14 protein-coding genes are annotated in these 18887 nt (G+C 68.4%); 6 read left to right on the top strand and 8 right to left on the bottom strand.

Annotation, left to right across the window (positions count from 1 at the left end; translation table 11 throughout):
- Positions 1-84 precede the first annotated feature (84 nt).
- The 4 genes from sigM to ACIBK2_RS41780 form a co-directional block, all read right to left on the bottom strand.
- Positions 85-645 carry an RNA polymerase sigma factor SigM gene (gene sigM, locus ACIBK2_RS41795; RefSeq protein WP_379283173.1) on the bottom strand — a complete coding sequence of 187 codons (561 nt, stop codon included), beginning with the start codon at positions 643-645 and terminating at the stop codon, positions 85-87.
- 329 nt (positions 646-974) lie between these two features.
- Positions 975-5381: a lipid II flippase MurJ gene (locus tag ACIBK2_RS41790; RefSeq protein ID WP_396976079.1), complete on the bottom strand. Its 4407-nt coding sequence runs from the start codon at positions 5379-5381 to the stop codon at positions 975-977.
- Between the two features lie 261 nt (positions 5382-5642).
- The gene (locus tag ACIBK2_RS41785) at positions 5643-8300 is read right to left on the bottom strand and encodes a DUF6049 family protein (RefSeq protein WP_396976077.1); all 2658 of its coding nucleotides are present in this window, start codon (positions 8298-8300) and stop codon (positions 5643-5645) included.
- On the bottom strand, positions 8297-8833 hold the full coding sequence (locus ACIBK2_RS41780; RefSeq protein WP_107659875.1) for an NUDIX hydrolase: 537 nt from the start codon (positions 8831-8833) through the stop codon (positions 8297-8299). Before ACIBK2_RS41780 ends, ACIBK2_RS41785 begins: the two co-directional genes overlap by 4 nt.
- 99 nt (positions 8834-8932) lie before the next feature.
- Between ACIBK2_RS41780 and ACIBK2_RS41775 the strand changes: the two genes are divergently transcribed.
- On the top strand, positions 8933-10393 hold the full coding sequence (locus ACIBK2_RS41775) for a CCA tRNA nucleotidyltransferase (protein ID WP_396976074.1): 1461 nt from the start codon (positions 8933-8935) through the stop codon (positions 10391-10393).
- On the opposite strand, the gene ACIBK2_RS41770 is transcribed toward ACIBK2_RS41775, so the two are convergent.
- Positions 10390-11205: a hypothetical protein gene (locus ACIBK2_RS41770; RefSeq protein WP_396976072.1), complete on the bottom strand. Its 816-nt coding sequence runs from the start codon at positions 11203-11205 to the stop codon at positions 10390-10392. The genes ACIBK2_RS41775 and ACIBK2_RS41770 overlap by 4 nt on opposite strands.
- Positions 11206-11372: 167 nt before the next feature.
- Between ACIBK2_RS41770 and ACIBK2_RS41765 the strand changes: the two genes are divergently transcribed.
- Positions 11373-12128, top strand: coding sequence for a LamB/YcsF family protein (locus ACIBK2_RS41765; RefSeq protein ID WP_396976239.1), 756 nt, complete (start codon positions 11373-11375; stop codon positions 12126-12128).
- Between the two features lie 37 nt (positions 12129-12165).
- Complete coding sequence (locus tag ACIBK2_RS41760; RefSeq protein WP_396976070.1) at positions 12166-12864, top strand: allophanate hydrolase subunit 1; 699 nt, start codon at positions 12166-12168, stop codon at positions 12862-12864.
- A 1-nt stretch (position 12865) separates the two neighbouring features.
- Here ACIBK2_RS41760 and ACIBK2_RS41755 read toward each other — a convergent pair whose 3' ends face one another.
- On the bottom strand, positions 12866-14437 hold the full coding sequence (locus ACIBK2_RS41755; protein WP_396976068.1) for a DUF4185 domain-containing protein: 1572 nt from the start codon (positions 14435-14437) through the stop codon (positions 12866-12868).
- A 185-nt stretch (positions 14438-14622) separates the two neighbouring features.
- Here ACIBK2_RS41755 and ACIBK2_RS41750 point away from each other — a divergent pair, with 185 nt between their 5' ends.
- Positions 14623-15231 carry a hypothetical protein gene (locus ACIBK2_RS41750; RefSeq protein ID WP_396976066.1) on the top strand — a complete coding sequence of 203 codons (609 nt, stop codon included), beginning with the start codon at positions 14623-14625 and terminating at the stop codon, positions 15229-15231.
- 8 nt (positions 15232-15239) lie between these two features.
- On the opposite strand, the gene ACIBK2_RS41745 is transcribed toward ACIBK2_RS41750, so the two are convergent.
- Both ACIBK2_RS41745 and ACIBK2_RS41740 read right to left on the bottom strand, forming a co-directional pair.
- Entirely contained in the window at positions 15240-16583 is a 1344-nt protein-coding gene (locus tag ACIBK2_RS41745; protein ID WP_396976237.1) for an MFS transporter, read from the bottom strand.
- A gap of 64 nt (positions 16584-16647) precedes the next feature.
- The gene (locus ACIBK2_RS41740) at positions 16648-17112 is read right to left on the bottom strand and encodes an NUDIX hydrolase (protein WP_396976064.1); all 465 of its coding nucleotides are present in this window, start codon (positions 17110-17112) and stop codon (positions 16648-16650) included.
- 312 nt (positions 17113-17424) lie between these two features.
- On the opposite strand from ACIBK2_RS41740, the gene ACIBK2_RS41735 reads away from it, so the two are divergent.
- Complete coding sequence (locus ACIBK2_RS41735; RefSeq protein ID WP_396976062.1) at positions 17425-18210, top strand: pirin family protein; 786 nt, start codon at positions 17425-17427, stop codon at positions 18208-18210.
- Between the two features lie 187 nt (positions 18211-18397).
- A complete protein-coding gene (locus ACIBK2_RS41730) occupies positions 18398-18883 on the top strand; it encodes a DUF4190 domain-containing protein (protein ID WP_396976060.1) in 486 nt (161 codons plus the stop codon).
- Positions 18884-18887: the final 4 nt, after the last annotated feature.

The raw sequence follows: 18887 nt of genomic DNA, 5'->3' as shown, positions 1-18887 counted from the left end.
ATCTGACATCGCGGGGATCGCCTCGGGGACGGGGACTATAGGGACATCGTCTACGGGTCCGTCACTATTAATGACGCATCTCAACTACCTCCGGTTCCCCGGATCGCGCAGAAATTCCAATCGTTCTTGCAGACGCTGCCTCCCGCGGGCACAGCGGCTCTTGATCGTCCCCTCCGGGACTCCGAGCATAGCGGCGGCTTCGGCCACGCTATACCCCTCGAGATCGATGGCAACGAGTGCGGTCCGCTGATCAGGGGGCAGCGAGAACAGCGCGTGATCGACCACCAGCGACATCTCCAGTTCGGCGACCGCGTCCCGGTCATCGCGGGGTTCCGGCATCGTCTCGGGGGTGAGCGAGACGGCCTTGCGGATCTTGTTGCGCCGGATCCGGTCCAGGCACGCGTTCACCACGATCGCGTGCAGCCAGCTGCGCACCTCGGCCTCGGCGCGGAACGTCGCGGCCGTGCGGTGGGCCGAGAGCAGCGCGTCCTGTAGCGAATCCGCCGCGTCCTCGCGGGTGTAGGAGGTGCGCATGGCGGTCTGCCACAGATGATCGTTGTGCCTGCGCAGCAGCTCGGCGAAGGCGTGCCGCTGGCCGCGCACATGCGCCTGCAGCAGCTCGATATCGGTGTAGTCCTCGCCCACGAACGAACGCTCGCGGTACGCGGCAGGCCGCGATGTCCCCCCGCGGACTTCTTCGTTCAGTTCCGACGACAATGCCAACCCCTTGGACAGCGCTCACGGTGGTGACGGACACGGACGACCATCACCGAAATTTCGCAGCATCCAGGATCGAAAAACCAGAACCCGGGAAGCTCCCCTGTGCTGAGAGCGCGAGGAGATCATATCGTCCCTCGCGATTCAGCAGCAACCAAACCGGGGGTATCGGGATCGGAGGCGCGACACGACAGAAGGCGTCAGCGCGTGGCCTGCACGGTTCACTTCACGTGCGGCGGGCAGTAGAGCGGGGCGGGCTAGGGAGCGGCGTCGAAACGGATATCTGCGATCGAAGTTTGGAACTGACCACCGGAGTTGCCCAGTCCGGTGATCCAGACGAGCACGTAGCGGGCGGCTTGATCGGTACGTACCGGGATGTCGGTGACCCCGTCACCTAGCTTGGCCGTGCCGATCAGCTGGGTCTGATCCAGGGTCGGTTGCGCGGTCGGCGAGGTGCGGATCTCCACCGAAGTTCCCGGGCTCGGCGAGTTGATCGAGACGTTCGTCAACTTGGCCGGGCTGGGTAGCGTCGATAGCAGCCCAATTCCCTTCTTGAGCGCCGGGAACTGCTGGAAGTACTGATCCGTGCGCCACAGGGTGCCCGGGTTCTGATCCAGCACCAAGTTGACGTTGCCGACGCCGTCCTGGGTGCCTTCCGGCGAGAACACCGACACTCCGGTCACCGGAATCGGCACCCCACCCGCAGCGGGGGTCGGTCCGGCGGCCGCTGGTGTGGCCGGGGCACTGTTGTTCGTGGTGAGGCCGATATTGCGCTGCTCGTTCAGCGGGGCGTCCGAAGCGCCCGGCGCGAACACGCTGACCATCCACCAGATCACGATGCCGACCACCAGCGCGGCCAGGATGCCCAGGCCGACCATGATCCACATCATCCGCTGGGATCTCTCGCGTTCGGCCGCAAGCAATTCCGGGTCGGCCAGCGACTCGTCGGGGGCTGACGGCGGCCGCTGTCCGAGTCGGAGCACCGGAATGAAATCGGTCTTCTGATCCACCACCGACGCCTGCTCGAGCACGTGCTGCACGGTCGCGGCGGTGCGCACGCCCTTGTTCGACTCCAGCGACCGCACCGCGACCGCCGAGATCTCGAAGGGCACCTCGGGTCTTATCTGGCGCGGTTCCACCGGGGTGCCGTCCGGGCCGAAATCGGCGAGCCGCAACCCTCCGACGGTCGCGGCGGTGCCGGTGACCCCACCGGAGCGAATCGGCCAGCGGGCGGTGATCAGGGCGTAGAGCATGGCGCCGAGGCCGCGTACGTCGGACTGCGCGTCCGAATCGGCCAGGGTGCCGGGGAAGGCGAGCACCGCGTCGCCGGTGGCGCTGATGCGCACCCGGTCCGGGTGGTCGATGGACAGCGATCCGCCGCCGCGATGGGCCAGTTCGGCGGCCGAGGCCAGCGCACGGATGGCCCGCGCGGCACCGATCGGTGACGGCACCGTCTCGGCCATCTCGCGCAGCGAGCGACCGGGGGTCCACTCGGCCACCACGATGCCGCCGGAGCTGCCGCGCACCACGTCGAGTACCCGAGCCAGGCCGGGTGAGTTGATCCGCCCGAGCCGCAGCGTGCGGGACAGAATCGCCTGCGGGCCGTCGTGGCCGGAGTTCTCGCTCGACTTCTGGTCGGCGTCGACGAACGTCAGCGCGACCTCGCGGTCGAGTTTGATGTCGAGGGCCTGCCAGAACTTGAGACCGCGGGCCCCGCCGTGCCCGGCGAGCAGCCGGTACCGGCCACCGGCCACCGACGCGCCGGGAATCAGCTTCGGACCGCGCGGCGTGCGTCGCGAGCCCAGGTTCTCGCCACCGAGCGGTGGCATCTCCGGCGACCCGATCGGGATCATTCCGGTGTCGTACATCGGATCGCGGGCCGGTATCTGACTCTGACGATCGTGCGGTCCTTGCGGGGCCGCCTCGTGCTCCGGCCCAGCCGCATCGTGATCCGATGGACCGGAGCCGGTCTCGCGGTTCGCGTACGCGGGATCCGACGGCTCGCCCACGGGAGGCGGTGCGTCTGTCGAAAGCCCGCCTGCCGTGCTGCCGGAAGAATCAGCGGCCGGGGCGCCGCCCACCGCGTCGTCGCTCACCCTCGGTCCTCCTTCGCCCTGGTATGTCGAGGTTCCGGCGATTTCGCCACTTGTGCTTCTCTGCCGAACAGGGTACGGGAACTCGCCCATGCCGGTGATGTCAACGGCATCGGCTCGGATCACGGGCAAGACCATGGTCTGAGCATCCATGTACGGGTCGTACCCAGGGTATGCCAGATACGGATCCGGCCTGCGCAATACCTGGGTCGCGTAGTCGTCGACGGGACCGTCGAGATCGAGATCGGGTGCGGGCGGAGTCCAGCCGAGGCGCCGGGAGATGGCGACGGTGATCGCGACGACCTCCGGGACACCGGCCAGGCGCATCAGGCCGAAGGCGACCGAGAACATGACGACCGCGGTGATCGCGACCCGGATGAGCGAGCCGGGACCGCCGAACGAGGCGGTCAGGCGCTCGAGTCCGAGCACGCGGTCCACGATCCACATCACGGCGCCGCCGGCCACCGAGGCGAACAGGACCCGGGTGATCGTCCGGCTGACGTTCGACATCCGCAGATCGCCGAGACTGCGGTGCAGCAGGAAGCCGCCGACCACGGCGCCGACCGCGAACCCGAGACCGTTGGCCACACCCAGCGCGATCACCACGTGCTCGGCATCGGTGACCATCGGCGCGATCGCCGAGAAGGTGATCTTGGCGGCGGTGATGCCGAGGATGATCCAGGTCGGGATCCAGGCCTGTTCCCTGGCGTAGAACACGCGCAGATGAATCAGCACCAGCGCGTAGGGAATCAGCGAGAAGGCCGACCAGCTGACCGCGAGGCCGAGCCGGGCGGCGTCGCCGCTGCCGAAGTTGCCGTAGCCATAGAGCGCCTGCCCGACCTGTGGGCCGGCCAGGGTCAGGAAGGTGACCACCGGCAGCAGGGCGATCATGGTCAGTCGGGTGGCGGCCGAGAGGTCGTCGACCACCGCGGGGGTGTCATCGGCGGCGGCGTTGCGGCTCAGCCGCGGCATGATCGCGGTGAGCACCGTGACGCCGAGGACGCCGTAGGGCAGTTGCAGCAGCAACCAGGCGTTGTTGTAGATCGCCGGGCCCGCGGAATCGGCATGCGAGGAGATACGGGTGGCGAAGACGAACCCCGCCTGGCTGATCAGGACGTACAGGATGATGGCCGCGCCCATCCCGCCGAACTGCTTGAGCCGCGCGTCGACACCCCACAGCGGGCGCAGATCGATGTGCTCACGTCGAATCGCGGGCACCAGGCTCACCGCCTGCACCACCACGCCGAGCGTCACGCCGACGCCGAGCACCAGCAGTTTCGGCTCGCCCATCCGCACCGGATTCAGGCTGATCTCGCCCGGCATCAATACATAGAGACCGAGCACGCTCAGCACGACGAGGTTGTTCAGCACCGGCGCCCAGACACCGGGCTTGAACTGCTGCCGGGTATTGAGGATGGCCGTCAGCAGGGCGGACATGCCGTAGAAGAGGATCGCGGGCAACAGCAGGAAGGCCAGGGCCGTGGTGAGCCCGGTATTGACCTTGCCGTCGTCGGACAGGAACACGTAGGTGGTCAGCAGCGGCGCGGCGGCGGTGGCCAGCAGCGCGGCGGTGGCCAGCACCACGAACGCCGCCGTGACGAGTCGCCGGACGAAGGCCACCCCGTGGTCGGGGTCCTCCTGTTCCGCGCGCACCAGGGTCGGCACCACGATCGCGGTGAGCACCGCGCCGAGGACCAGTTCGGCGATCATGTTCGGGATCTGGCTGGCCACGGTGAACGCCGACGCGATGGCAGGGCCGAGCACGGTCAGCAGCAGCAGCTGTTTACCGAAGCCGGTGACCCGGCTGAGCAGGGTCACGACCGCCATCGAGCCGGAGTCGCTCAGCAGCCGCGCGCTCGAATTCGGCCGCTCGGCTGTTTTCGTGGCGGCGGGAAACTCGTGCGTCCGCGGCCGATGGCCCGTCTCGGCAGGCTCGGCGACCGCTGCGGGTGCGCGGCGGTGCGGCGGTGGGTACGGCTCCGGCCGCGCTTGCGGCGGGGCGTAGCGCGGCGGTGGCATCCGGCTGGACTGCGGCGCAACGGGAATCGGGCCCGAGGGCGGCGGACCGGGACGTGGCGCGCTGGTCGGGATCGGGCCGGACTGACCGGGTGCGGGACGCGCGGGTGCCGGGCGCGGTGCGCTGGTCGGCAGCTGCCCGGATTGACCGGGTGCTGGACGCGGCGGGCTGGCAGGCATCGCGCCGGATTGACCGGGCGGCGGCCCTGGTCGCTGGGCGGGCGGGATCGGGCGAGGCTGCGCGGGCGGCGGCGCCGGATATTGCCGCTGCCCAGGGTGCGGTGCGGGTGCGGGCCGTTGCGGCGGCCCCGGTGGTCGTTGGGGTGGCCCGGGCGGCATGCGCTGGCCGGGCCACGGCTGCGGCGGCGCCGAGGGCCTGCTGATGTGCGGCACTCGGGGTGGCGGCGCTTCGTACGGGCCCGCGTTCATGTCCGGGTCCTCGGCCTCCGCCTGCGGCGGTAGCCGTTCCCATGGCGCGACCGGCGCCCGACGGGCCGGTGGCCCGTCTCGCCGATCGGATCGAGGCCGATGCGCCGATGAGTCATCGTCGCTCATCATGCCTCCTGCGCCCGGCCCGGCAGTTCAGAGCGCTTGCGTGTCGCGAATGCGCGAGGCCGCGCATCCCGGTCGGCTCGGCGAGCGGTGTCAAGGCCGAATCGCTCACCGTTCCTCCTGGTACTGCCCATTACTCACACCGCCCCTGCGCCGGCGCGAGCCTTCCGCGATTGTCCTCCACTCTGCCACTGTGGTTTGTCGGACGTCCAAATCCGGTGGACGCGGCCGGTGACACAACTGACGGCGCTAGCTCACCGTCGCTCACTGTGCCTCCTGCTGCTCCTGCTGTATTACGCGGTTCTTGGCCCGCCGGTATCGATTGACCCGGCGCCGGGTGCTCGGATCGAAACCTTCGTCGGCCGGGTCCGGCTGGCCGCGGAACCGGCGCCACAAGCGGCGCCCGGCCAACAGGAACAGCAGTACTCCGGCACATGCGGTAATTATTGCCAGGGTTTGACCATAGGCGTTCGAGCGCACCGAAACCGAGGTGGCATTCCCCAGCGGGATGCCGTCCGGTGTGGTAAGAGAGATCGGAATTACCAGGTTACGGCTGTCGCTCACCTCGGTCGGGATTTGGAACGAGCGTGTCCCCTTCGGCGGCAGCTGCTGCTCGCCGAGGTCGGTGATCTTCGCCTCGTGCGGTGCCTCGATGCGGAACTTGATCCGGATGGACACCGGCAGATTGTTCCGCGCGACCAGCAGCAACGGGCTCTGCTCGGACGCGAGGGTGTAGACACCGCCGGGCGGCAGCACGGTCACCGAGTGATAGATGTTGTCCAGCGCCTTGGTGGTCTGATCGGTCCGGCGCTGGGCGAAGGTATCGGCCGCGGTGGCGTCGCCGGTCCGCCGATCGGACAGGCTCAGCACCCGGATCAGGTCGTCGCGCAGCGGGTCGAGGAACTGGCCCGGTGTCGGATCCGCGTCCGGCACCTCGACCAGCGCACGCATCAGCTCACTGATCCGGCGGCCCTGCTCGGCCACCGGCGCGATGAACCGGTCCGGCACCGCGTCGGCCGCGGCCTGCGGCAGATAGTCGAGCTCGTAGGGCTGCGGGTCCGGGGGTTGTTGCACCAGATCCTGGAACGGGCGCGGCGTCGCGAGGTTGCTGCGCACCAGCAGTTCGATCTGCCGCAGCAGGCTGGTGCCCTCGTCCTTGCTCGCACTCCACTGCTGCGGCGGGACGAGCAGCAGGGAACGCGGCTGATTCGGTTGCGGATTCAGCGCGGACCAGGAGATCGCACCGAGCGCGTCCTGCAACCGGGCGACACGGGAGTCGTTGCTGACCTCATAACGGACCTTGGCGGGGGTGAACGAGGGCGTCGGCGGGTTCGAGCCGAGCGCGGCCAGCGCGGTCGCGGACCAGATGTCGAACGACGCGACGTGCAGCGCCGGATCGACAGCCGGGGCAGCCGTCGGATTCCCGTTCGGCGCAGCCGGATTGGCGGGCGGCGTCGGCGCGGCAGGCGGCGGCACGGGCGCGGTGACCGCGGGCAGTCGAACCACGTCCGGGTCCGCGACATCCGAGGTCTGGCTCACCGTGGTCTGGTTCGAGGTCGGCTGATTCTTGCTGTCGCCGCGGCCGGTGGTCGGCACCGCCGCCTCCGACGTACCCGCCGTGCCCTCCGGCGTGACGGCGGAGTCGGCGAGCACGGCCGTGCCGAAACCGTGGCTGCGCAACAGGATTCCCGCACCATTGTCGATGCTGCCGGAATCCGGCAGGCTCACGCCGCGCACCGACTTGGTGACCAGAATCGAGTTGACGATTTCGGCGGGCGCGTTCATCGCCCTGGCCGAGAGGTCCGGATCGTTCACCGCGGCCAGCGCGTCGAGGTCGACCTGGGCGAACGGCAGTGCCACGGTGCACATCGTTCCGGCGAGGGCACGCAGCCGGTCCAGCCACGTCTGCGCCTGGGCCGCACCGGTACCCGGCCGCGTGGCGCCTTCCGGATCCGACGGGCTGGCCAGCACCCGATAACCCTTGGTCATCGCCTGCACCGTGACCAGCAGATCGGGATCGACCGCGAGGCACACCGCGGCGGCCAGGGCACGGTCGCGGGTCGGCGTCGTGTCGAACACGGTCTCCAACGCGCCGAGCAGCTGATCGAGGCGGCCGCCCTTGGCGAGCGAGGCGGCCAGCTCGTCGTCGGTGAGTTCGACCTTGCCCTCCGCCGATCCGGGGATGCCTGCGACCACGCGCGGCCGGTCGGCCAGCGGCCACAGCATCGTTGTCGCCACCGGCGCGTCGGTCGGCGCGGTCACCGCCTGACTCGCGTCGGGCGCGTCGGCGCCCTTCGACGCGGGCGGCACGCCGAGCACCGGAAGCAGGAACCTGGCGTCGTCGAGCCGGGCCTGATTGCCGTAGTCCGGTTTGCCGTTCACGTTCAACAGCAGCGGGTACACACCTGGTTCGCTGATGTTCAGCGAGCGTTTGGTGGTGCTCTCGCCGGGGCGCAGCGGGATGGTCACGGTGAATTTGGTGCGCTCGCCCTTGTCGAGCCGCGGCACCACGTCTTCGAAGTCGCCGTTCACCTCGTAATTGACCTGGTCCTGCTGCAACGTCGCGCGCAGGTCGCGCGGTGCCGAGACCACGGCCGCGCGCTGCACCCGGACGGTGACGTCCTTCACCATGCGATCGCCGATGTTCATGATCGAGCCCGACACGGTGAGCGTCGAGTCGCTGGTCGTGGTGACCGCGGTCGGCGTCACCGAATCCAGGGACAGCTTCAGGAATTTCGGCCCCGACGTGGTCCCGGTACCGGTGGGCTGCGCGTGTGCCGCCGGCACCAGCAGCGTCGTCACCGAACCCAGGGTGATCAGGACCGCAGCGATGATCCGGAACAGTCGACCCGACAGGTCAACCCGTCGCCCGGCCACCACCCCCAACGGAATCGCTGCGCGATGCCGAAAAGTCTGGGTCATCGCTTGCCGGTCTCCATCCGGTCGATCAGTTTGTTCGCCACCTCGGCCAACCGGCGTTCGTCCGCGTACGCCAGTCGAGAATTCAACTCGCTCAACGGCACCCACGCCACTTGAGTGACCTCCACGTCGGCATCGGACAGTTCGCCGCCGGTGGAACGCAGTAGATAATGATGCACGGTTTTGTGTACCCGCCGCCCATCGGTGACGAACCAGTAGTCGATGCTGCCCAGTTCGGCGACCACCACCCCGTTGATGCCGGTCTCCTCGGCCACCTCACGGATCGCGGTTTGCTCGGAGGTCTCCCCCTCTTCGATGTGTCCCTTGGGCAGCGACCACAGCAACCGCCCGCGCCGATCCGTCCGCCCGATCAGGGCCGCGCTGCGCTTTTCCCGCGGACCGTCCAGGCCGTCGACGACAAGCCCGCCAGCTGAGGTTTCCCGGACCGTGCGCATGCGCGGTTTCGCCGCGTTGGCCGCCGAACCGCGGCGCCGAGGCTGGCGGCGTCGACTGTTCGCACGATCGGCCGGAGACACCAAGCAATCCTACTGTGTTGGATTTGCGCTGACGCACGCCCCGCGCAGACGACACTGCGCTGGAATCTCGGTTGCCAGGGCTCGGTAAGCTGCTGATTCGTGGTTTCGACCGAGTCCGAGGACGCAGAGCTGGATAGACGTACCCGATTGCTGGCTGCCGCGGCGGTGACGCTTGGCAGGCTGTCGGATGTACTGGAACCGCTCGGCGAGATATTCGCGGCGCGGGGCTATGAGTTGTACCTGGTCGGCGGCAGCGTGCGCGACGCGGTGCTCGGCCGGCTCGGCACCGATCTGGACTTCACCACCGACGCGCGGCCCGAGCAGGTGCAGGAGCTGTTGCGTGGCTGGGCCGATCATCTGTGGGACACCGGCGGTTTGGCGTTCGGCACGGTCAGCGGATCCAAGCGCGGCCAGCAGCTGGAGATCACCACCTTCCGCAGCGACAACTACGACCGGGTCTCGCGCAATCCCGAGGTCACCTTCGGCGACAACCTCGGCGACGACCTGGTGCGCCGCGACTTCACCGTCAACGCGATGGCGGTGCGGATCGGCGCGGACGGTTCGCTGGAGTTCGTCGACCCGCTCGGCGGGATGGACGCGCTGCTCGCGGGCATGCTGGATACGCCTGCGGCGCCGGAGGATTCGTTCAACGACGACCCGCTGCGGATGCTGCGCGCCGCCCGGTTCGTCTCCCAGCTCGGCTTCGAGCTGCATCCGCGGGTGCACACGGCGATCACCGCGATGGCCGATCAGATCGATCGGATCACCGCCGAGCGGGTCCGGGTGGAGCTGGACAAGCTGATCGGCGGCGCGCACCCGATCGACGGCATCAACATCATGTGCGAGACCGGGCTGGCCCAGCGGGTGCTGCCCGAGGTGCCCGCGATGAAGCTGGAGATCGACGAGCATCACCAGCACAAGGACGTCTACTGGCATTCGCTCACCGTGCTGCAGCAGGCCATCGACCTGGAGGAGGGCGACCCGGACCTGGTGCTGCGCTGGGCCGCGCTGCTGCACGACATCGGCAAGCCGGACACCAAACGCAACGAGCCGGGTGGCGGCGTCAGCTTCCACCACCACGAGGTGGTCGGCGCGAAGATGGTGCGCAAGCGGATGCGGGCGCTGAAGTACCCCAAGCAGTTCACCGAGGACGTGGCCCGGCTGGTGTTCCTGCACTTGCGTTTCCACGGCTACGGCAAGGGCCAGTGGACCGATTCCGCGGTGCGCCGCTACGTCACCGATGCCGACGAACTGCTCCCCCGCCTGCACAAACTGGTCCGCGCCGACTGCACCACCCGCAACAAGCGCCGGGCCGCCGCGTTGCGCGGCACCTATGACGATCTGGAGTCGCGGATCGCGATACTGCAGGAGCAGGAGGATCTGGCCAAGGTCCGCCCGGACCTGGACGGTAACGCGATCATGGAATTGCTCGGCCTGCCACCGGGACCCGAGGTCGGCAAGGCGTGGCGGTATCTCAAGGAACTGCGGCTGGATCGCGGCCCGATGACCCGTGACGAGGCGGAGTCGGCCTTGCGGGATTGGTGGAAAGCCCAGGGCTAGAAGACGATCAGCGTCGTTCCGGTGACGATGGCGGAGCGGATCTGGGCCAGGTCGAACGAGCCGGTGATCTCCGGCAGTTCGATCCGGAAGCGGACCAGGTCGCCCTCGCGGGTGGCGTGCACGATGCGCGCCTGATTCGGTAGCTGCTCCAGCAGCAGCGCCGGGGTGCCGATCATCCGGCGCGGCATCCGCAGGCCGAGCCAGGTGGCGCGATGCAGGTCGACGGTGACCCGGTTGTCCGTCACCGAGGCGTCCACCAGCGCGGTCAGCCGTCGGCGCCGGTGCTTGGCCCGGATCAGTCCGCTGTCATCTATATCCAGTACCCAGTCCAGCGGCTGGCTGTTGATCCAGCCGACCAGCGCGGCCGTGGTGACGGTGCCCTCCAGGTCGAGCTGGGCGGCCCGCACCTTCGTCGGCACGCCGGGAATCAGCCGGACGCCGTGCGCGATCACGGTCACGGCCTCGATCGGATGGTTGTCCCAGCGCAGCCGCGACAGCACGGTCTTGGTCTGGAAGTGCGCGCCGCGGCGACGGACCTTCAACACCTGCAGGGTGGCGTGCAGGTCGTGACCGAGCAGGGTGGCGCTGACCTCCTGCCCGCCGAATCGGCTGAGAATGCCCTCGCTGAGCACGGTCATCAGGACATCCGGCATCAGCGCCGTGACGGTGCCCGCACCGAGGTCGGCGCCCGCGTCCACCCACGAGGTGGTGACGGTGATCCACTGCTCCAGCCAGGACTGCTCGAACAGGCGCTTGCCGAGATCGACGGCCCGTAGCGGCGACCAGGACTTCGGATCGAAATACGTGGCCATGATTGGTCCGAGCGTACTTGCCGATGCGGAACCGGACCATCGTGCTGTGACCCAGGTCGCGTTCGCCGCCGAGGGGAACCCGCTGACCGGGCATTCTTGCTTGTGACGCACCGTCGCAACGACAATCGGGGTGCTGTCTTCGATACACCGCCATGGAAAGGGTGCATATGCCGCTGGATCTGAACAGTGATCTCGGCGAGGGCTTCGGTCCGTGGCAGATGGGCGACGACGCGGCGATGCTCGACATCGTCACCAGCGCCAACATCGCCTGCGGGTTCCATGCGGGCGACCCCTCGATCATGCGCCGGACCTGCGGGCTCGCCGTGGAAAAGGGGGTCAGGATCGGTGCCCACGTCGGCTACCGCGATCTGGCCGGGTTCGGCCGCCGCGAGGTGACGATGAACCCCGCCGAGCTGCGGGACGAGGTGCTGTATCAGATCGGCAGTCTCGACGCGTTCGCCAAGGCGGCGGGCGATCGGGTGCGCTACGTGAAACCGCATGGTGCGCTCTACCATTCGGCCGCGCGGGAGCGGCAGCTCGCGGACGCGGTGCTCGCCGCGATCGTCGACTACGACCCGGAACTGGCGCTGCTCGGCCCCGCCGGATCTCAGCTGGAACACGCGGCGGAGGCGGCGAAGGTGCGTTTCGTCGGCGAGGGCTTCGCCGACCGCGCGTACACGCCGGGCGGCACACTTGCCGCGCGCGGTTTGCCAGGTGCCGTGCTCGGCACCGATGCCGCCGTCACACAGGCGGTTTCGATCGCCACGTCGGGCACGGCGCGCACGGTCGAGAGTTCCGGCGAAGTCACGGTGCGCGCGGCCAGCATCTGCGTGCACGGCGATACCCCGGCCGCCGTCGAGATGGCCCGGCTCATTCGCACCGCCTTGGACGAGGTCGGGGTGCCGGTCGAGGCGTTCTGCTGAGCATGACCGGCGGCCGTTCGACGAGTGGCACGGTCCGGTGACCGATTCGGCACCAGCGAATTTCGACCCGGATCGGCTGATCCGGGCGGCAGGTGATGGCGCGTTGCTGGTGCTGTCGTCCCGCCATGACGAGGTAGCGAAACTGGTTGCGGCCCTGCGTGTCCGCCTGCCGGACGGGGCACAAGACGTCCTGCCCGCTGCCGAAACCGTTCTCGTGACGCTACTTTCGCCGGAGCATGCGGAATCCGTCCGCCAGGAGATCGTGACCCTGCTGCGCGAACTGCAACAGTCCACCGCAGCAGAGGATTCGGACATTGTTTCCCGTGGAACACCGCCGGACAACGATTCTCCGGACGATCCCCTGCTCGTCCCGGTGCATTACGACGGTGCCGACCTCGCCGAGGTCGCGCGACTGCTCGACCGGACCGAAGCGGAGGTGATCGCCGAACACACCGGGACGGTCTGGCGGTGCGCCTTCGTCGGATTCGCCCCCGGCTTCGGCTATCTGGAGTCACCCGACGCCCGATTGACCGTGCCGCGCCGACCACAGTCCCGCACCACCATCCCGGCGGGCGCGGTGGCACTGGCCGGCGGATATTCGGCCGTCTACCCGCGCAGCACCCCCGGCGGCTGGCACCTCATCGGAACCACCGGCCTGCGGATGTGGGACGTGGACCGCGATCCACCCTCGCTGATCCGCGCGGGCGGTTTCGTCCGGTTCGTCGCGGAGACGTAGCTCAGTTCACCGAATCCAGCTGCGCGTGCATGAGATACACGTTGTAGCTGTCCCAGGACGAAATGGTGAAGTACAGGTCCTTACCGGTCGACCACGGATGAATGAAGCCGCCGTAGGACTTCGGATAGTCGTTGGTGGACAACAAGGGGACCGCCTCGGTCCAGTTGCCTTGCGGGACCGCCGCATTGCGCACCACGATCGCACCGCGGGCGGAGTCGAGATACACCAGCTGCCACTGCGCGTTGTCCCGGTCGTAGCGCACGGACACCTCGCTGGCCAGGCCGGGAACCAGCGGCGTCGCCTGGTTTTCGGCCGCGGGCGCCCAGCTGCCGTTCACCCAGTACTGGTAGGCCGAGGTGTTGAGCACGTCGTCCTTCGGCACCCGCGCCAGTCCGATCACGCCGACACGTCCGTTGGGCGTGCCGAACATATAGACGTAGTCACCCTGCGGCACCATCGCCGCGACCTGGAAGCGGCCGACGCCGAAGAGGTTGTCCCACTTGGCATGCTGGTCCTTGGTCCAGGTGCGGCCGTTGTCGTCGGAGTAGGCGAGACCGCCGTAGTTGTTCGACCACAGGCCGGGAATCCGGCTCCACCGATTCACCGACATGTAGCTCAGATACTGGCGATCGCCGAGGGCGAAGCCGGAGGTCGGAATGGTGGTCGTCTCCCAGTTCTTGAGCTTGCGGCTGTCCAGGATCTCGGCGGCGTGGCAGCGGCTGTCCTGCACCATGCTGTCCAGCGAAAGTCCGTCGGACAGATCGTGATCGGTGCTGTACCCCAGCACGTTGCTGCGCCAGTCCTGGTCGTCGTGCCCGGCGCCGCCGGCCTGCCAGCCCTTGCCGAAGGTGTCGCCGAAGACAACCGCGACCTCACCCGGCCTGGTTTCCCACATCACGCCGAGGTCGGTGCCGTCCACCTGCCAGCGCAGGTCGGTGCGATTCTGCGAGCCGTGCCCGGTGATCTGGCCGGCCAGTTCCACCGACGTGACGCGCGGCTCGGCCACCGGCGCGGCCGGCGGACCCGGCTCGGCGGGGTGCACCACCGGCGGCGGTGCGGGCTGCGGCTCGATGCCGGGGCCGCCGGGCACCGGTACCGGGATGGGCTCGATCTCGGGCTTGAACTCGACGCGCGGCACCTTGATCGGGTCGCCCGAACTCGGCCGGTTGCCGGTCTCCGGGACCAGGCTCGGATCTGGGTCCCGCTCAGGCGATTTCGAGATGTCGCGGATGTCCGGGCACGGGGTGTGGCACGGATCGGCGGCCGGCGGAGCCGCGTCGATCCTGGTGTTGTCCGGTGCCGGGCCGGGCACCGTGATCGGCGTGAGCTGCGGGATCGGCACCGGGATATCGATACGTTCCGGCAGCACCACCGGTGGTAGCGGTGGCAGCGCCGGATCGCGCTCACGATTGAGTGGATCGAAACCGACCTCACCGCAGCTGTTCACCGGCGACGGCGCCCACGGAAACGGGGCTGCCTGTGCGGCCGGGACGGGCAGGGTGAGTAACCCGCCGAGCAGCACACCGAACAGGGCCGGTGCACAAGAGGATTGGAGGCCGAGGCGGCGCGTCACGTCGGGCGGGGCCGGGTTATGCGGCGATCCGAGTGCGCGGATGCCGCCGGGTTACCCACCCAGCTAGTAGGTTTCGCGCGTTATCGGGATGCTGCGCCGGAAAACCCATGGCTGGCTGACTCCTGTCGAATCGGTCGGAAGCGAAACGAACGTACCGGAATAGCGAGTGAGAAATAGGGAACCGAATGTCGGTCGCGCGCGTCCAAACACATATGAACGAGATCGAGTACGTGTTCGGTACGGGCGACGGCACGGTGCACGTCTGGCACAGCCAGGCCGATTTGGAATTGGCCGGACCGGCCTCGGCCTCGGCCGACGCGATCCGGCTCGACTTCGACGGCGACGGCTTCGCCGACGACGCCATGTGGGACACCTGTGGTTCCGGCATCGCCGACGTGGCGGCCCTGGATCTGGACGACGACGGCGTCTTGGACCACTTCTATACCGACCCGACCGGGCTGGGCACCTGGAATCACCCCATCACCGGTACCGCCTCCGACGCCATCAGCGAGCCGCTGGGCTGGATCGTGCGCACCGAGCAGATGACGGACGAGCACATAATGGTCGAGCACATGATGGCCGAACAACACACCGATGCCGATGCCGTTGCCGGCCAGCCGGATTCGATGCCGGGGCCCGCAGGTTTCGACGCCGACCAGTTGCCGACGCCCGAGCATCCGTCGCTCACCGACGCGCCACCGTCGCACCGACCCCCGGATGACCTACCCGGCTACCTGGCCCAATGGATGAATCCGACCGGCCGTCACCTCGACGACGATCCGATCATCACCTGAATTCGACCTCACCGAATATTCGTCGGCGCATCGCCGATCTTCCGCCGTCGCATATTGAGCGCGATGGCGGCAATGCCCGCGCAATAGATTCCGGCGCCGGCCACAATCACCGGCAATGACCGGCCGTTGTCCGGGATAACCAGCGCTGCGGCGGCAATCGCCAGGATGAACGCGATATTGAACACCGTGTCCTGCAACGCGAATACCTGCCCGCGTCGCGCGTCGTCGATATCGATCTGCATCGTCGCGTCGCCGGTCAGCTTGATCGTCTGCCCGGCCAGTCCGAGCAGGAACGCCCCGGCCAGCAAGAGCTGATGCGCCCGTGGCACGGCCGATCCCGCGTCCGCGATACCGATCGGGGTGACCAGCGTCAACTGCACCACCGTCGCGGTCAGCAGACCCGCCAGCACCGTCTTCGACCGGCCGATCCGTGGAATCAGCAGCGGTGCGACAACAGCCGCCACCAGCATGCCGGACGCGGTGGCGGCGATGGCCACGCCGAAACCGAGCAGCCCGCTGTTCAAGCCGGAACCGTCCGCCGGCGCCTGCCGCAGCACCAGCACCATGATCAAGGTGTTGAGCCCGAACACGATTCGGTGCGTTCCGATGCCCAGCATCGCCGTGGTCACTTGCACCGACTCCCACACCGCCGTCGCACCCGTGCGCAGACCGGTGGCAATGGCACGCACCGCGCTCTCGCTCGCCGTCGCGCCCGCGTCCGGTCCGAGCACCCGCGGCGCGAACCCGGCCGCGAGCACCGCGCTCACCACCGACCCGATACCGCTCACCGCGACGGCGACCGCCGAGGCGAAATCGCCCGCGCCGATCAGCCCGATCACCGCCACCGAGGTGGCCGCGCCGATCCCGGCACAGCCCGAGGCCACCGTCGCGAGCACCGAATTCATCGGCACCAGCCAGTGCTGGGCGAGCACCCTTGGCAAAGCCGCCGATACGCCCGACAACACAAACCGGCTGATCCCCACCACCGCCAGCGCGAGCAACAGCAGCGGCGTCTCCCCGATACCGGCGAGCAGCCCCGCGCACACCATCGCGATCAGCACCGCCCGCGCCACATTCGCCACCAGCAACACGGTGCGCCGATCCCACCGATCCAGCAGCGCCCCCGCATACGGCCCGATCAGCGAATACGGCAACAACAGCACCGCGAATCCGGCGGCGATGGCCAGCGGATCGGTCTGCCGCTCCGGATTGAACAGAATCGCCCCCGACAGCGCCGCCTGGAACATCCCGTCGCCGAACTGCCCGGTGAACCGCACGACGGCCAGCCGCAACACACCAGGGCTTTCGCGCAGCGCGGTCCACAGCGGCTCCGGCCGCTCGTCCGAGGGAATGGAGCTCTCCGAGCGACCAGTGGACACGCCGCGAGGGTACTGGTCGCGGCGCGGACGCGCCGAATCAGTGCGCGTCGGTGACCAGGGCGCTGACCGCCTCGCGCATGTCCGGTGCCATCGGGAGTTCGTCGAGGGCGTCGGCGTCGATCCAGGCGAAGGCGTCGTGTTCGCCGGGTTCCAGGGCTATCTCGCCCGGTTCTACGTCCACCACGAAGCTGTATTTGCGCACCCTGGACTTGGTTCTGGTGGCGTAGTCGATGCCGCCGAGGAAGTCGGTGATGCGGCGCACCCGCAGGCCGGTTTCCTCGAACAGCTCACGCTCGACGCATTCGGCGAAGGTCTCGCCGGATTCGACTCCGCCGCCGGGTAGTTCGTACATGCCGCCGTGATAGTCGTCCGGTACCCGGCGCACCACCAGCAGTTTGCGGTCGCGGAATACCGCGACGCCGACGACGAAATGCGCGATACCGTCGCGCCGCGCCTCGCTGCGGAGTTGGCGCTCGATGCGCGCGAGTGCCTCGGGTCGCATCTGCTCGTCACCTCCGGTTGCATTGCGGCGCATCATCTTACGAATCCGGCCCGGATACCGCACCGGCGCATCCGTGTTCGCCCGCCGTTTCGACGTACCGGTTGGTTCTGCTCGCCTGACGTTCACCCGCTGGTCGCTCGCGTAAAATGCCGAGTGCAGGACAATTTACTAGGAATGTGGAGTACCGCGCCGTAGGTGCTCCTACCCTGAAAGGTGATCGGTGCACGGTCCCGAGAGGAGGACCTTGATGTCCACACTCCAGCCTGCGCCTCGCTGGCGCTCGGCTCCGGCTTGCGTGCCGCACGCTGCGATATGACTCGCTCACTTCGTTCGCTCATGACACCACACATCGACGTCCATCGATCAGGCGACCGCATGAAGACGCGGGTGTCCTGGCTGGATTCGAAGCATTCGTTCTCGTTCGGGGAGCACTACGATCCCGACAACACCCACCACGGCCTGCTGCTTGTGAACAACGACGATGTCGTCTCCCCCGGTCAGGGCTTCGACACGCATCCGCATCGGGACATGGAGATCGTCACCTGGGTGCTCGGCGGCAGCCTGGTGCACCAGGATTCGCTCGGCCACAGCGGCATCATCTACCCGGGTCTCGCGCAGCGGATGAGCGCGGGCACCGGCATCCTGCACTCGGAGAAGAACGACGCGTGGCGCATCGACGGCGCCGAGCACGACGAGCCGGTGCATTTCGTGCAGATGTGGGTGGTCCCCGACGAGCCGGGCCTGACCCCCGGCTATCAACAGCTCGAGATCGATGACGCGCTCGCGACCGGCGGCCTGGTGACGGTGGCCGCGGGCTTGCCGCGCTACCGCGACCGCACCGCCATCGCCATCAACAGCAGCCACGCGGCGTTCCACGTGGCCAGGATGACCGGCGATCCCGAGCAGGCCATCGATCTGCCCGACGCCCCTTACCTGCACGTTTTCGTCGCCAACGGCGAGGTGGAGATGGAGGGCGTCGGCACCCTGGACGAGGGCGACGCGGTCCGGCTGACCAGAACCGGTGGCCAGCGCGTCATCGCCCGCAGACCGTCGGAGATCCTGGTCTGGGAGATGCACGCCCGGCTGGGCGCGCAGTAGGCGCAGCGCCGAAATCACTGCGACCGGGCGCGTCCGGGGAGCCCAGAACGCTGGGTTGCGACAAAATGGGCATACCTCGCATTAACATCCGCCCGTAGCGCGGGCGATCAGTAGGCGATCCCCGCGCACCCGCCGGACCACCCCGGTCCGGATCGAGCGGCGCGAGGCACCGACGGAGAGGAAGTCCATGTCGCAATATCCGCCTCCCGGCCAATACCCGCCGCCCGCCGGGTACCCGCCGCCGGGCGGGCAGCCCGGTCCGCCCACGTACTGGCAGGAGTCGCCGAAGGGCAAGGGCCTGGCGATCACCGCGCTGGTGCTCGGCATCCTGGCCCTGCTGAGCTTCTGGACGCTGGTCGGCGGCTACCTGTTCGGCGCCTTCGCCGTCATCTTCGGCATCGTCGCGCTGGTGAAGACCCGGTCGGGTCGCGCGGGCGGCGGGGGCATGGCGATTGCCGGTCTGATCCTCGGCGCGCTCGGCCTGATCGGTGCCATCGTGGTCACGATCGTCGGCTACAGCTTCTTCGTCAACAGCGGCGGCAAGGACTTCGTCGACTGCGTGAACAAGGCGAACGGCGATCAGACCAAGCTCGACCAGTGCGAGCGCGAATGGAATCAGAAGCTCGAGGACAAGTTCAGCATCACGCTCACACCCGCGCCTACGCCTCGCTAGCGCT

The organism is Nocardia sp. NPDC050175 (assembly GCF_044459885.1).
In the GTDB taxonomy this organism is placed as follows: domain Bacteria; phylum Actinomycetota; class Actinomycetes; order Mycobacteriales; family Mycobacteriaceae; genus Nocardia.
Note: the sequence above shows the minus strand (reverse complement) of the source record. Positions and strands in the feature narration are given on the sequence as shown.

Excerpts from the sequence above, each read along its gene's own strand:
- ACIBK2_RS41790 (WP_396976079.1), bottom strand. The coding sequence starts at position 5,381 with ATGAGCGACGATGACTCATCGGCGCATCGGCCTCGATCCGATCGGCGA.
- ACIBK2_RS41730 (WP_396976060.1), top strand. The coding sequence starts at position 18,398 with ATGTCGCAATATCCGCCTCCCGGCCAATACCCGCCGCCCGCCGGGTAC.
- ACIBK2_RS41750 (WP_396976066.1), top strand. The coding sequence starts at position 14,623 with ATGTCGGTCGCGCGCGTCCAAACACATATGAACGAGATCGAGTACGTG.
- ACIBK2_RS41770 (WP_396976072.1), bottom strand. The coding sequence starts at position 11,205 with ATGGCCACGTATTTCGATCCGAAGTCCTGGTCGCCGCTACGGGCCGTC.
- ACIBK2_RS41740 (WP_396976064.1), bottom strand. The coding sequence starts at position 17,112 with ATGCGACCCGAGGCACTCGCGCGCATCGAGCGCCAACTCCGCAGCGAG.
- ACIBK2_RS41765 (WP_396976239.1), top strand. The coding sequence starts at position 11,373 with ATGCCGCTGGATCTGAACAGTGATCTCGGCGAGGGCTTCGGTCCGTGG.
- ACIBK2_RS41785 (WP_396976077.1), bottom strand. The coding sequence starts at position 8,300 with ATGACCCAGACTTTTCGGCATCGCGCAGCGATTCCGTTGGGGGTGGTG.
- ACIBK2_RS41735 (WP_396976062.1), top strand. The coding sequence starts at position 17,425 with ATGACTCGCTCACTTCGTTCGCTCATGACACCACACATCGACGTCCAT.